Raw genomic sequence first — 12,472 nt, 5'->3', positions numbered from 1 at the left:
AGAGGCACCCCCCCCCGTTACCCGACCGCCGTGCTCGCGCACCGGGACCGGCCCGTGACGGCCGCCGGGACGCCGGCCGGGACGCCGAGCGGGGCCCCGGAGGGCGCCCGCACCCAGCGCAGCACGTCGGCCGGGCGGTTCGTGGTGAGCTGCTGGACGCCGAGCGCGCGGCACAGGTCCACGTCCCGTGCGGTGTCGACCGTCCAGACCCGCAGCACGCGCCCCTCCGCCCGCCACTGCCGCACGAGGTCGGGGCGGGCCCGGACGAGGTCCAGCCCCGGGCCCACCAGGTCCACGAGGCCCGCCGAGATCACGGGCAGCGCCGGCGGCACCACGAACCGCATCCCGGCGTGGAGCACCGCCGCGGCCGTGCGGCCGACGCGCAGGCTGTCCCCGACCGTGCGGCGGGTGGTCGTCCCGACCAGCTGGCACACGTGCCGGGCGGGCACCGTCTCCAGGAAGTGCCGGACGGCGTCGGGGTGGAAGCTCATCAGCGAGACCGTGACGTCGTCCAGCCGCCCGGTCTCGGGATCCCAGCCCTCCCGCATCAGCAGACCGAGGACCTCCTCCTCGAGCCGGTGGCCGAACGGGCTGGGGTGCTTCGTCTCCACGGCCAGGCCCACGGGCCGGCCCGCTCCCCGCAGCAGGTCCAGCAGCTCGGGCAGGGTGAGCAGCTGACGGCCCGGCGCCCCGTGGCCCGGCGGGATGCGCACGCCCTTCCAGGAGGTCCAGTCGAGGCGGCGCAGCTCGGCGAGCGTGCGGGCGGAGACGGGGCCCCGGCCGTCGCTCGTGCGGCCCAGCTGGGCGTCGTGGTGCAGGACGAGGTGGCCGTCGCGGCTGAGGTGGACGTCGCACTCCACCCCGTCGGCGCCGTCCAGCAGCGCCTGCACGTAGGCGGCCCGGGTGTGCTCGGGGAGGTCCGCGCTGGCCCCCCGGTGCGCATAGACGATCGGCCGCACGGCGCTCCCTCGGCTGTCGGTCGGGGCGCGGTGGGCCCCGCTCGTGCACCAGGCTAGGCAGACGCGGTGAACGCGGGGCCACGCCCCGGCGGACCTGTCGTGAACGACGACGACGCCCCGCCGGGCGCGGGGCGTCGTCGAGCGGCAGCGCGGGAGCGCGGCGCGGGGTCTACTGCTCCCCGGTGATCTCGCCGCGGGCCGCGGCGGCCGTGTCGGCCTTCCGGCCCCGCCTGCCCTTCCGGGACGTGCCGTCGTCGAACCGGGGGGCCCGCTCCTCGGGCCCGAGCTCGGCCGGGAACGTGGTGGGCAGCGGCCCGAACGCCTCGTGCGTCGCGGCGATGACCTGCTTGGACATGGCCAGGTTCGCTCCCCCGCCGACGATCGCGCCCACGCCGAACGGCAGGGCGCGGCCGAACACGGCGCCGGTCTGCTTGAGCAGGAAGCGCTTGACGAACATGTTGCGGATGATCCTGCTGACGTCGAAGGTCTTCGAGTCGTCCTTGCCCATCATCAGGCCCCAGGAGGACATCATGCCGCGGCCCTTGGTGCCGCTGGCCAGGATCTGGTTCATGACCTGGCGGCCGTCCTCGCCGAGCATCAGGGCCATGACCATGGTGCGGGTCTTCTCCGGGTCCTCCGTGTGCACGCCGTGCAGCTCGGCGATCGCCTGGGCGTACAGGGCGGTGGCCTCGAGGTAGCCGACCACCGCGAAGGAGGACAGGCCGAGGGACGCGACGGTGCCGATGCCGGGGACCACCGCGGTGGCGCCGACGGCCCCGCCGCCCATGGTCACGGACCGGACGTAGATCTTCTCGAGCCGCCTGGCGATCTGCTCGGGCGTCTCGTCGGGATGGTCGGCGCGCTCCTTCTTCACGAAGCCCAGGACCACGGGCCGCTGCACGCGCAGCACGGTGTCGAGGAGCTTGTTCATGGCGGGCTTGGGCTTGCCCTCGTCGTCGAACGCGTTGTTCAGGGGATTCAGGTCCATGGCGTGCTCTCCTTGTGGGGTGCCGGGACGGTGGGTCTCGGCCCACTATATGCACAGCAGGCTGATCGGGTTCCGGGATTCGCCGACGGCTGAGGAGGGGTGCGGTCAGCTCCCGGGCAGCCGGGAGACGGACGGGTCGACCTGCTGGAAGGAGTCCGGGAACTCGGCGCGCAGCCGGACCAGCTCCCGGGCGAAGGCGTCCAGGTCCCGGTCCTCCTGGCTGACCGGCTGCCACTGCCGGGCGGGCAGGGCGTGGCCCTGGTCGTCGAGGGCGACCATGACCATGAGGCAGTTGGTGGTCAGGGCGAGCTCGCCGGTCGCGGGGTCCCCCGACCAGCAGTTCACGGAGATGTGCAGGCCGCGGGCCGCGGTGTGGATGAGCCGCGCCCGGACCTCCACGAGGTGGCCGATGTGCATGGGCCGGTAGAACCGGACGCCCCCGGCGTAGACGGCGATGACCGGCCGGCCCGCCCACCGGGCCCCGCACACGTACGCGGCCTCGTCGATCCAGCGCATGGCCGTGCCCCCGTGCACCTTCCCGCCCCAGTTGATGTCCGTGGGCGCGGCGAGGAAGCGCAGCACGGTCTCCTCGGCGGTGCCCTCGTCCGTGTACCGCTGCTCCGCCATCAGCTCCTCGATGCTGTTGCGCAGCTCGATCCGCCGCTGCGTGACGGCCGACTGCTGGCGCTCGTGCTCCGTCTCGGGCGCCCACTGCGGGACGGGGGTGGGGCGGCCGTCCCCGTCCACGGCCACCATGATGATCAGGCACGTGTCCTTGAGGGTCACCCCGTGCTCGCGGGGGTCCGCGGAGGCGACCTCCACCCGGATGTGCATCGAGGACCGTCCGGTGTGCACGATCTTCGCGGAGACCTCCACCATGTCCCCCACGCACACCGGGCGGTCGAAGTGGATGTTGCCCACGTACGCCGTCACGCAGTAGGCCCGGGACCAGCCCACGGCGCACGCGTAGGCGGCCTTGTCGATCCACTCGAGGACGCGCCCGCCGTCCACGGTGCCGGTGCGCCCGGCGTCGGTCGGGGCGGCGAGGAAGCGGAGAACGGCGGTGTCGCGTGCGGCCATGCCCCCAGTGTGGCACGGGTCACCCCGTGGTCCGCCCCGCGGCCCACCCGACCGCTCGCCCGCTCACTCGACGACGGGCGCCCACGCGTTGAGCCGGCGGAGCATGTCCGACTTCTTGCGGGTGTGCCCCTCCATCCGCACGAGGATGTCGTCGAGGGCCTCGATCGCGTCCACCACGAACGGTCCCTTGTTGAGCATCACGCACTCGGCGCGCTGGCCCATCGCCGCGTCCGTGACCTCGGCCCGGGAGGGCAGGCCCTTCTTGGCGAGGGACTCCAGGACCTGGGTGGCCCAGACCACGGGCACGTGCCCGGCCTCGCACAGCCACAGGATCTCCTCCTGCACCTCGGCCATCCGCTCGAACCCGGCCTCGACCGCGAGGTCCCCGCGCGCGATCATGACGCCCACGTCCTGCCACCGCATGGCCTCCAGCAGCATCGCGGGCAGGGACTCGAAGCCGCCCACGGTCTCGATCTTGAGGGTGACGTCCAGGGCGGTGTTGCCGATCCGCTCGAGCTCCCGCAGCAGGTCGGTCACGTCCTCCCGCGAGCGCACGAAGGACATGTTGACGATGTCGGCGTGCTCGGCCACGAACGGCAGGTGCGTGCGGTCCTCGTCGGTGAGCGAGGAGATGCGCAGGTCCGTCTCGGGCAGGTTGATGCCCTTCCCCGCTTTGAGCTTGGTGCCGTCGGGGCCCGCCTGCAGCACCTCCAGCACGATCTCGTCGGGCCCCACGGAGGTGATCCGGCAGCGGATCCTCCCGTCGTCGATCCAGGCCGGCTGCCCCTCCCGGGCGTCCGTGAACACCTCGGGCAGGGAGCAGCCGATCCGGAAGGGGCTCTCGGACCGGACCGGGGCGGGTGCGAGGTCCCGGGTCAGCACCACGGTGTCCCCCGCGCGCACGCGCAGGGACTGCTCGACGGCGGGCAGCTCGCCGAGCACGCCCTCCGTGCCGTCCTCGGCCCGCACGGCCAGGCCCGTGGCGAAGTACACGGTCTTGGCGCACTCGACGAGCACGCCGGGCCCGGTGGCCTCGATCACCCGCAGGGTCCGTCCGGAGCCGCGCGCGTCCTTGAGCCGCAGCCGCTCCCCCGGGGTGCGGGCCGCGGTCCAGGCGGCGCCGGCCACGGGGACGGCCGGGGCGTCGTCGTCGACCGCCGGGTCCGCCTCGCCCAGCCAGAGGCGGGCCGGGGCGGTCACCCGGCCGCCGCTGTCCCGGGTGGGCTTGATCTTCTCGACCTGCGGACCGGGCTCGATCGGCCCGGTGCGCAGCTTGGGCCCCGCGAGGTCCATGGCCACGCGGACCTCGCGGCCGAGCGCCTGCCCGGCCGCCCGGACGTGCCCGATCATGGCCGCCCACTGCTCGGGGCCGTCGTGCGCGCAGTTGATCCGGGCCACGTCCATGCCGGCGCGGACCATGTCCTGGACGAGCCGGGGGTCCGCGGCGGCCTCCGAGGGGAAGGTGACCATGATCCGGGTGCTGCGCCCCTCCCGGCCCGGGCCGAGCAGGGCCGCGGTGTTGCGGCGCAGCACCTCCGCACCGGGCTCGCCGGGCTCGTCGGGGCCGGGCGCCCCGACGTCCTCCTCCGGTCGGCCGGCGAGCACGCGGAGGGTCTCCAGGACGGCGCCGAGGTGGCTCATGACCCCGGCCTCCATCCGCCCCAGGGAGGACACGCCCAGGCCGCTGAGGTCCCGCTGCAGGTCCCGCACGTCCTGGCTGCGCACGGCCACGTAGTCCACGAGGTTGAGCGCGGACCCGCGGTGGCGGGGGTTCACGCGCTCGAGCTGCGGCACGGCCGCCCGGCGGGCCCGGAGCACCACGTCGACGAGCGCCGCGACCCGGTCGTGCAGCCGCGCGGCGCACTCCTGCCGGGCGGTCGCCGCCATGCCGTGCTCCCTCCCGCGGTCCCGGCCGGGAGCTGCCCCGCCGCGACCGCCGTCGACCTGCTGACTCCCCATGATCCTCCTCGTCCGCCCGGCTGTCAGCGCCGACCGTACCCGCCTCGGGCGAACAGCGGCTGAACACGAGGCGACGGGGCCTCAGGCGGGGCGGGCGAACGGGGAGCGGCGCAGGCGGTAGCCGTGGACGGGGATCAGCCGGCGGGAGCCGGTGCCGGCCTCCAGGATCCAGAGCAGCCGCAGGTGGGGCGCGCACTGGCCCACCGTGCCGACGTGGCGGAGATGGTCCTGCTCCCACACCTCGATCCGGTCGCCGGGGCGGATCCGCGCGGGGTCCTGGACCCAGGTGTCATCGGTGGTCGCGTCGACGGTCGTCGCTCGGAGGGTCGTCATGGCGGCACGTCCTCTCGGGGGTCGGGGTCCGGGGAGGGGGCCCTCGGACACCTCCAGGATCGTCCGCCGATGTGGCCGGCACGTTTCCGTGCGATGGACGGGCCGTGCACTCGTCCCGCGGTGGCTGTGAGACTCACCACGGGGACCGGCGGAGGGCTAGGCTCGTGCGGACGCCACCGCCTGCGCGCGCCCCGCGGCGGGCGGCAGGTCCCGCCACCGGAAGGAGCCGCTGTGATCAGCTCGGAGAACGTCAGGGCCTACGTGGAGCGCATGGCCTCGGACGAGCCCGCCCCCGGCGGCGGCGCCGCGGGCGCCCTGCAGGCGGCGCTGGGCGCGGCCCTGATCGCGATGTCCGCACGCTACTCCACGGCGTCCGAGCACACGGACCGTGCCCGGCGCGCGGCCGACCGGGCCGAGGAGCTGATCCCGCGCGCGCTGGGCCTGGCGGACGCCGACGCCGAGGCCTTCGGCGCGCTCTCGGCCGCCTACACCCTGCCGAAGGACACCGCCGAGGAGAAGGCGGAGCGCTCGCGGGCGGTCCAGGAGGCCACGGCCGGCGCCGCGCGTCCCCCGCGGGAGCTGATCGGCGTGGGCACCGAGGTGGTCGGGCTCGCGCGCGAGCTGACCGGCTGGTGCAACCCCAACGTCCTCAGCGACGTGGCGGCGGCCTCCGAGGCGGCCCGGGCCGCGGTGGCCACGGCCATGGTCACGCTCGAGATCAACGTCCGCGCCCTCAAGGACGCCGCGACCCGGGAGGAGCTGCGTGCGGGGCTGGCCGAGGGCGAGCGGGCCGTCGAGGACGCCGCGGAGCTCACGCGGCTGATCCGCGAGCGCGTCCGGGGCTGAGGACCGGGCCCGCGGGGCCTCAGTCCTCCGCGCCGGCGGCGCTCTCCGTGCCCGCGGGGCGGCGCACCCCGAAGGAGCCGACGACGGCGAGCAGCGAGATGATCCCGCCGCACAGGAAAGCGCTCCGCACGCCCGCCTCGGTGGCCTCCGGAGCCGAGGCCCCGGCGGCCGCCGCGCCGGCGGCGGAGAGGGTCAGCACGGTGACGAACAGGGCCGTGCCCGCCGCGCCCGCCACCTGCTGCAGGGTGCCCACCATGGCGGAGCCGTGCGAGTACAGCCGTGTCGGCAGGGCGCCCAGGCCCGCGGTGAACAGCGGGGTGAACATCAGGGCCAGACCCGTGCTGAGCACCACGTGGGCGAGCAGCACCATCGGGACGGGCGTGGCCCCCGTGGTGGAGGCGAGGTACCACAGGGACGCGCTCAGCAGGATCGAGCCCGGCACGAGCAGCACGGTGGGGCCCGAGCGGTCGTAGACCCGCCCCACGAAGGGCGCCAGCAGTCCCATGACGAGCCCGCCGGGCAGCAGCAGCAGGCCCGTGCCCAGGGGGTCGAGGCCGTGCACGGTCTGCAGGTAGATGGGCAGGACGATCAGCGTGCCGAAGAGGGCCATCATGCTGACGGTGAGCACCGCCGTGGACATCGTGAACACCCGGGACCGGAAGGTCCGCAGGTCCAGCAGGGCGCGGTCCGCGCGCTGCAGCCGCGTCTGGCGGCGCACGAACACGGCCAGCGCTGCCACGCCCAGCACGAGCGGCACCCACGCCGGGAGCGCGGCGTCCCCGCCCTCGCCGAGGGTGCTCAGGCCGTAGACGAGGCCGCCGAAGCCCAGGGCCGAGAGCACCACCGAGACCACGTCCAGCGGCGCCGGGCGGGGCTCGGTGACGTTCTGCATCCGCCACGCGCCGAGCAGCAGGGAGCCCACCGCGATCGGCAGCACCAGGATGAACATCCACCGCCACTCGAGCACGCTGAGGATGACGCCCGAGATGGTGGGCCCCACGGCAGGGGCCACCGAGATGACGATCGAGATGTTGCCCATGACCCGCCCGCGCCCGGCCGGCGGCACCAGGGTCAGCACCGTGGTCATCAGCAGCGGCATCATGATGGCCGTGCCGCCGGCCTGCACCACCCGCCCCGCGAGCAGCGTCCCGAACCCGGGCGCGGCCGCGCAGACGAGGGTGCCGAGGCTGAACAGGGTCATGGCGGTCAGGAACACGGGCCGGGTGTGCAGGCGCTGGAGCAGGAACCCCGTCACCGGGATGACCACGGCCATGGTCAGCATGTAGGCGGTGGTGAGCCACTGGCCGGCGACCGCCGTGACCGAGAGATCGGCCATGAGGCGGGGCAGCGCCACGCCCATGATCGTCTCGTTGAGGATCACCACGAACGTGGAGACCAGCAGCAGCCCGATGACCAGGCGGTTGCGGGCGGAGTGGTCGGTGTCCGCGACGACGGCCGGGGGGCCGGTGTCCGGGAGCCCGGTGGCGGGCGCGGGGGCGGGGACGGGAGGGGTCTCGGACACGGGGACGTCGGGTGCCATGGGCGGGGGATCCTTCGGGACGCAGCAGTGGTTCACCGGTAGAGCCGTCCCGGCCCCCGCTTCATTCCCGTCCGGGAAGTGACAATGGGCTCATGCGCAGATACCTCAAGGACGCCGGCGTGCACGCCGAGATCACCCCGGACGGCTTCACCGAGGGCGGGTTCGTGCTCTCCATCGGCGGGGCCGAGCAGTCCCACGTGGACCTCGCCCGCCCCGGGGAGATCTTCTACGAGTACCTGCGGCGGATCGGCGGCGTCGTCGACGTGGTGGCGGCGCCGGGTGCGCCGGTCACCGCGGTCCACCTGGGCGCCGGGGCCCTGACGCTCGCCCGGTACGTGGCCGCGACCCGGCCCGGCTCCGCGCAGGTGGCCGTGGAGCTGGAGCGGGAGCTGCCCGCGTTCGTGCTCGAGGCGCTGCCCCTGCCCGCGGGGGCGGACGTGCGCGTCGTGATCGACGACGCCCGGGCGGCCCTGCCGGACGTCGTCGCCCCCGGGACCGCGGACCTCGTGGTCCTCGACGTCTTCTCGGGCCGGGACGCCCCCGCCCACCTCACGGAGCCGTCCTTCTACGCCGAGGCCGCCGGGCTGCTGGCGCCCGGCGGGGTGCTGGTCGTCAACGTGGGCGACGACCCCGGGCTGGCGTTCTTCGCCGGGCAGGCGCGGGCGATGCGGGAGGCGCTGGCCGACGTGTGGTGCCTGGCCGAGGAGCGGCTGCTCACGGGGCGCTACCCGGGCAACCTGGTCCTCGTGGGCGGGCGCCGGGCCCTGCCCCGGGAGTGGGCGGACGCCTTCGCCGCCGCCGGACCGCACCCGGCGGGCGTGCTGGACGGCCTCGGCCTGGAGGAACTGCTCCACCGCCTGTAGCGTGGCTCACACCGCCGAGCCGAGGAGCGTGCTGTGAGCACCGCCGAGAACACCGCAGAGAGCACCGCCACGAACACCACCGCGAACATCCCCGGGAACACCGCCGGGAGCGCCGCCGGGGACACCGCCGGGGACACCGCCGTCCTGGAGTCCGTCCCCGCCGTCGAGGGCGAGACGTTCTCCCGGGTGGCCCTGACGCCGGCCGCCGTGGAGCTGCTCGGGACGCTGCGGGGGATCCACGGGCGGCTGATGTTCCACCAGTCCGGCGGGTGCTGCGACGGCTCCGCGCCCATGTGCTACCCGGCCGGGGACTTCCTCACCGGCCCGGCGGACGTGCTGCTGGGCGTGTTCACGCTGCCCGGTGACCCGGCCACGGCCGAACTCGAGTTCTGGATGTCCCGCGAGCAGTTCGAGTACTGGAAGCACACCCTCCTCACGGTGGACGTGGTGGAGGGCCGCGGCTCCGGGTTCTCGGTGGAGGCGCCGGAGGGCAAGCGCTTCCTGATCCGCTCGGTGCTCATGCAGGATCCGGCCGGCTCCTGAGCCGGCCCTGCTCGTCGAAGGACGGGCCCCGGTCGTGGACCGGGAAGGTGGTGAAGGCCGGGACCTCGTAGGGGTGGGCCCCGGCCATCGCCCGCAGCACGCGCTCGCGCTCGGCGGCCGGATACAGCGTCTCGATGCGGACCTCGTCGACCTCCTGGGGCCGGCCGACCTCCCCGATCACGGGGTGCGCCCCCGGCAGCGGCGTGAACCGCCCGGTGCCGCGGCTCACGAACGCGGTGTGGGAGTAGTTCCCGGCCCGTCCCGCCCCGGCCTCGCCCAGGGCCTGCAGGACCTGCTCGGCGTGGGTGGCGGGGACGAAGACGACCAGGCAGTGCTGCTCGCCGCTCGGGGGCTCAGTGCTCATGGGGGGCGCAGACCTCCGGTTCGTCGTGGTCGGCGGGCTCCAGCTGGATCGTGGAGTGCTGGACGGACACGGGGAAGTGCTCGGCCACGCACTGCTGGATCCGGCCCAGCGCCTCCGCGGAGCCGCCGGAGTAGAAGTACTCCTCCTCGAGCACCACGTGGGCGGTGAGCACGGGCAGGTCCGAGGAGATCCGGGTCGCGTGCAGGTCGTGGACCTCCACCACGTGCGGGAGCTCGAGGATGTGCCCGCGGACCTCGTCCATGTCGAGCCCGGGGGGCACGCTCTCCATGAGCACGGACAGGGACTCCACGAGCAGCCGGACGGTGCGGGGCACGATGAGCGCCCCGATGAGCAGCGCCACCACGGCGTCCGCCTGCACCCAGCCGGTGAGGGTGATGACCACTGCCGCGACGATCACGGCGACCGAGCCCAGTGCGTCGTTGAGCACCTCGAGCATCGCCGCGCGCAGGTTCAGGTTCGAGCGCCGGCCCCCGAAGAGCACGGCCATCGCCACGAGGTTGCCGGCCAGGCCCAGGGCGCCGAAGACCAGCATCTCGGCCGAGGCCACCGGGTGCGGCTCGAGGAACCGGCGCACGCCCTCCACGAGCACGAACAGCCCCACGGCCAGCAGCACCCCGGCCTGCAGGGCCGCGGCCACGATCTCCGCGCGCCGCCAGCCCCACGTGCGCCGGGCGCTGGGCGGGCGCAGGGTCAGCTGCGCGGCGATCAGCGCGAGCAGCAGCCCGCCCGCGTCCGTGAGCACGTGGGCGGTGTCGATGAGGAGCGCCAGGGAGCCCGTCCACAGGGCGCCGACCAGCTGGACGACGAACAGCGCCGCGGTGATCCCGAGGGCGGTGGCGATCCGCCACCGGTCGGTCCCGGGGCCGGCGTGCGAGTGCCCGGGCCCGTGGTCGTGCTCCGCGCGTCCGCGGTCCCCGGCGTGGTCGTGAGCCATGCCCCCATCGTAGAACGCGGGCGGGGGCGCGGCGTCGCGGCTCAGCCGGTGACGAACCCGCGGAACTCCCCGGTGGCGGGGCCGTAGTGGGAGTCCACCTTCATCACGGCGCCGGGGGTGCCGCCGCCGTTGAGGGCCTTGAGCAGGTCCCGCACGGCGTGCCGGGGGCCCTCGGCGATCACCCCCACGGTGCCGTCCGCGTTGTTCACCGCCGAGCCGTGCAGGCCCAGCCGCTCCGCGTGGCGCGCGGTCCACCAGCGGAACCCGACGCCCTGCACGGAGCCGTGCACCACGGCGGTCAGGCGCAGGACCTCCTCGAGGTCCAGCCGTTCGGGGTCCCGCCCGGCGGTGGCTCCCTGGTGGATCGGGGGCAGGCTCACAGGTCCACCACCGTGGACTGGCCGGGGTCGATCTGCTCCCCGGTGGCGCGGGCCCTGGCCCAGCGCAGCGCGGTGGCGACCGTCCCGGGGCTGCGCCAGTGCTCGGCGGTCTCCGTGCGCACGCGCAGCACCACGAGCCCGGGTGTGGCGGGCCCGTCCGGGTAGTACGCCTTCAGCGCGTCGGACCACAGCCCCTCGAGCACCTGCCGGTCCTCGACCACCTCGGCGGCGCCGGAGATCGAGACCCATTCGTGGTCCCCCACGAACGCGACGTTGACGGCGTCGTTGGCCGCCACGTCCCGGACCGAGGAGGTGTCCCGGCTGGTGAAGAAGTTGAGGTCCTCCCCCGGGGCCACGTCGACCACGGTCATCGGGCGGCTGACGAGCTTGCCGGTGGCCTCGCGGGTGCTGAGCATGCCGACGCGGGTGCGGTTCACGAACTCGACGATGTGCTGGATGTCATCCTGGTGGGTGCTCATGTGGTCAGATTAGGGAACGACCGGGCCTCGTGGCACGGCCGGGCCCGGGAATTCATCATGGGCGGAACCGCTTGTCGTGCGCCGGCGCGCCGGAACGGCCCGGCCGGCCCGCGAGAAGGACGAGAGGACGAGAGCAGGACCATGGACGACACACAGGTCTCGGAGCAGACCGCGGAGAGCACGACGGAGAGCACCACCGGGGCGCTCAGCGCCCAGGACCGGATCGAGATCGCCGAGATCCTGAGCTTCTCCTCGCACCTGCTGGACAACCGCCAGTGGGACATGTTCGGGGAGGTGTTCGTGCCGGGAGTCCGCCTCAGCGCACCGCAGGGGGAGTTCGACGGCCCGGCGGGCGTGCGGCGCTTCGTCGAGTCCGTCGATCTCGCCCGCTTCCCCGCCACGCACACGCTGAACTCGATCGTGGAGGCCGTGGACGAGGACACCGCCGTGTGCTGGTCCAGGATGCTGCTGCTGACGTGGGACCGGAGGGTGGCCTGCGGCGACTACATCGACACGTTCCGCCGCACCGCCGACGGGTGGCGGATCGAGCGGCGCACCGTGGCGCCCCGCAACGACTCCGCCTCCGCGGCGCTCGCCGAGGGCGGCTACGCGCCGGCCCCGTACGCCTACGCGATGTTCGACGACGCCGTGCTCGCGGCCGCCGACCGGGCCCGCCGGTGAGCCCCGCACCGGGCGCGGGGTGGGACCGGGTGCCCGCCGCCGACGCGCTCGAGATCGGCACCGTCCTGAGCCGGTGCGCCCGGGTGGTGGACGCCCGCGCCTGGCCGGACCTGGACCGGGTGTTCACCGGGGACGCCGTCGTCGTCTCCCCGGGCGGGACCGCGCGCGGGCCCGCGGAGATCGTCGAGCGGACCCTGGCCGAGACCCGGGACCCCCACCTGGTCACCGACACGGTGCTGCGCCGGTTCACCCCGGACCGGGTGCGGGCCTGGAGCAAGTGGCTGGTGGTGTGCGCCGACGGGACCGCGCTGGGCGGGGACCAGCTGGACCTGTTCGTGCGCACCCCGGACGGCTGGCGGATCGCCGAGCGCCGCATCGCCGCCCTGGACGCGCCCGGACCCGGCACGACCGGGCCCGGCGCGACCGCACGCGTCCTGGGGACGGCCGACTTCCTGGCCTAGGAACCCTGCGCCGTTCCTGGTCAGGGGCCCTGCGGCGAGGG

General features: G+C 74.6%; 15 protein-coding genes. 5 read left to right on the top strand and 10 right to left on the bottom strand.

The features are described from left to right. Nucleotides 1–17: 17 nt before the first annotated feature. The 5 genes from EQG70_RS04225 to EQG70_RS04205 all read right to left on the bottom strand — a co-directional run bounded on the left by EQG70_RS04225 (nt 18) and on the right by EQG70_RS04205 (nt 5,319). Nucleotides 18–959, bottom strand: a complete 942-nt coding sequence (locus EQG70_RS04225) for a glycerophosphodiester phosphodiesterase (protein ID WP_109268480.1) — start codon at nt 957–959, stop codon at nt 18–20. A 169-nt stretch (nt 960–1,128) separates the two neighbouring features. Further along, nucleotides 1,129–1,947, bottom strand: coding sequence for a di- and tripeptidase (locus tag EQG70_RS04220; protein ID WP_109268481.1), 819 nt, complete (start codon nt 1,945–1,947; stop codon nt 1,129–1,131). 105 nt (nt 1,948–2,052) lie between these two features. Next, on the bottom strand, nt 2,053–3,027 hold the full coding sequence (locus EQG70_RS04215) for an acyl-CoA thioesterase (RefSeq protein WP_017833489.1): 975 nt from the start codon (nt 3,025–3,027) through the stop codon (nt 2,053–2,055). A gap of 63 nt (nt 3,028–3,090) precedes the next feature. Further along, nucleotides 3,091–4,914, bottom strand: coding sequence for a pyruvate kinase (locus tag EQG70_RS04210; RefSeq protein ID WP_017833488.1), 1,824 nt, complete (start codon nt 4,912–4,914; stop codon nt 3,091–3,093). Nucleotides 4,915–5,067: 153 nt separating this feature from the next. Next, nucleotides 5,068–5,319 carry a hypothetical protein gene (locus tag EQG70_RS04205; protein WP_017833487.1) on the bottom strand — a complete coding sequence of 84 codons (252 nt, stop codon included), beginning with the start codon at nt 5,317–5,319 and terminating at the stop codon, nt 5,068–5,070. A 231-nt stretch (nt 5,320–5,550) separates the two neighbouring features. Between EQG70_RS04205 and EQG70_RS04200 the strand changes: the two genes are divergently transcribed. Further along, on the top strand, nt 5,551–6,165 hold the full coding sequence (locus tag EQG70_RS04200) for a cyclodeaminase/cyclohydrolase family protein (RefSeq protein WP_197723068.1): 615 nt from the start codon (nt 5,551–5,553) through the stop codon (nt 6,163–6,165). Nucleotides 6,166–6,184: 19 nt separating this feature from the next. On the opposite strand, the gene EQG70_RS04195 is transcribed toward EQG70_RS04200, so the two are convergent. Continuing rightward, on the bottom strand, nt 6,185–7,705 hold the full coding sequence (locus tag EQG70_RS04195) for an MDR family MFS transporter (RefSeq protein ID WP_109268483.1): 1,521 nt from the start codon (nt 7,703–7,705) through the stop codon (nt 6,185–6,187). Nucleotides 7,706–7,797: 92 nt separating this feature from the next. Between EQG70_RS04195 and EQG70_RS04190 the strand changes: the two genes are divergently transcribed. Together EQG70_RS04190 and EQG70_RS04185 are read left to right on the top strand one after the other, a co-directional pair. Continuing rightward, nucleotides 7,798–8,568 (top strand): spermidine synthase, encoded by a 771-nt coding sequence (locus tag EQG70_RS04190; RefSeq protein WP_126346947.1) that lies wholly within the window; start codon nt 7,798–7,800, stop codon nt 8,566–8,568. 87 nt (nt 8,569–8,655) lie between these two features. After that, a complete protein-coding gene (locus EQG70_RS04185; RefSeq protein WP_172604933.1) occupies nt 8,656–9,111 on the top strand; it encodes a DUF779 domain-containing protein in 456 nt (151 codons plus the stop codon). Here the strand turns inward: EQG70_RS04185 and EQG70_RS04180 are convergent. Genes EQG70_RS04180 through EQG70_RS04165 form a run of 4 tightly spaced genes read right to left on the bottom strand, consistent with a single transcriptional unit; the run spans nt 9,086 to nt 11,289 of the window. Further along, nucleotides 9,086–9,475, bottom strand: a complete 390-nt coding sequence (locus EQG70_RS04180) for a YqfO family protein (protein ID WP_017833482.1) — start codon at nt 9,473–9,475, stop codon at nt 9,086–9,088. The genes EQG70_RS04185 and EQG70_RS04180 overlap by 26 nt on opposite strands. Continuing rightward, complete coding sequence (locus EQG70_RS04175; RefSeq protein ID WP_017833481.1) at nt 9,465–10,430, bottom strand: cation diffusion facilitator family transporter; 966 nt, start codon at nt 10,428–10,430, stop codon at nt 9,465–9,467. The genes EQG70_RS04180 and EQG70_RS04175 overlap by 11 nt, the downstream gene beginning before the upstream one ends. 41 nt (nt 10,431–10,471) lie before the next feature. Next, a complete protein-coding gene (locus EQG70_RS04170; RefSeq protein WP_017833480.1) occupies nt 10,472–10,810 on the bottom strand; it encodes an acylphosphatase in 339 nt (112 codons plus the stop codon). After that, the gene (locus tag EQG70_RS04165; RefSeq protein WP_017833479.1) at nt 10,807–11,289 is read right to left on the bottom strand and encodes a pyridoxamine 5'-phosphate oxidase family protein; all 483 of its coding nucleotides are present in this window, start codon (nt 11,287–11,289) and stop codon (nt 10,807–10,809) included. The genes EQG70_RS04170 and EQG70_RS04165 overlap by 4 nt, the downstream gene beginning before the upstream one ends. A gap of 141 nt (nt 11,290–11,430) precedes the next feature. Here EQG70_RS04165 and EQG70_RS04160 point away from each other — a divergent pair, with 141 nt between their 5' ends. Next, entirely contained in the window at nt 11,431–11,970 is a 540-nt protein-coding gene (locus EQG70_RS04160) for a nuclear transport factor 2 family protein (protein WP_167508853.1), read from the top strand. Continuing rightward, nucleotides 11,967–12,431 carry a nuclear transport factor 2 family protein gene (locus tag EQG70_RS04155; protein ID WP_167508852.1) on the top strand — a complete coding sequence of 155 codons (465 nt, stop codon included), beginning with the start codon at nt 11,967–11,969 and terminating at the stop codon, nt 12,429–12,431. Before EQG70_RS04160 ends, EQG70_RS04155 begins: the two co-directional genes overlap by 4 nt. Nucleotides 12,432–12,472 lie beyond the last annotated feature (41 nt).

Origin of the sequence: Kocuria rosea (assembly GCF_006094695.1) — a bacterium.
GTDB classification, from domain to species: Bacteria; Actinomycetota; Actinomycetes; order Actinomycetales; family Micrococcaceae; genus Kocuria; species Kocuria rosea.
Note: the sequence above shows the minus strand (reverse complement) of the source record. Positions and strands in the feature narration are given on the sequence as shown.

Excerpts from the sequence above, each read along its gene's own strand:
- EQG70_RS04220 (WP_109268481.1), bottom strand. The coding sequence starts at position 1,947 with ATGGACCTGAATCCCCTGAACAACGCGTTCGACGACGAGGGCAAGCCC.
- EQG70_RS04215 (WP_017833489.1), bottom strand. The coding sequence starts at position 3,027 with ATGGCCGCACGCGACACCGCCGTTCTCCGCTTCCTCGCCGCCCCGACC.
- EQG70_RS04210 (WP_017833488.1), bottom strand. The coding sequence starts at position 4,914 with ATGGCGGCGACCGCCCGGCAGGAGTGCGCCGCGCGGCTGCACGACCGG.
- EQG70_RS04205 (WP_017833487.1), bottom strand. The coding sequence starts at position 5,319 with ATGACGACCCTCCGAGCGACGACCGTCGACGCGACCACCGATGACACC.
- EQG70_RS04195 (WP_109268483.1), bottom strand. The coding sequence starts at position 7,705 with ATGGCACCCGACGTCCCCGTGTCCGAGACCCCTCCCGTCCCCGCCCCC.
- EQG70_RS04190 (WP_126346947.1), top strand. The coding sequence starts at position 7,798 with ATGCGCAGATACCTCAAGGACGCCGGCGTGCACGCCGAGATCACCCCG.
- EQG70_RS04180 (WP_017833482.1), bottom strand. The coding sequence starts at position 9,475 with ATGAGCACTGAGCCCCCGAGCGGCGAGCAGCACTGCCTGGTCGTCTTC.
- EQG70_RS04175 (WP_017833481.1), bottom strand. The coding sequence starts at position 10,430 with ATGGCTCACGACCACGCCGGGGACCGCGGACGCGCGGAGCACGACCAC.
- EQG70_RS04165 (WP_017833479.1), bottom strand. The coding sequence starts at position 11,289 with ATGAGCACCCACCAGGATGACATCCAGCACATCGTCGAGTTCGTGAAC.
- EQG70_RS04160 (WP_167508853.1), top strand. The coding sequence starts at position 11,431 with ATGGACGACACACAGGTCTCGGAGCAGACCGCGGAGAGCACGACGGAG.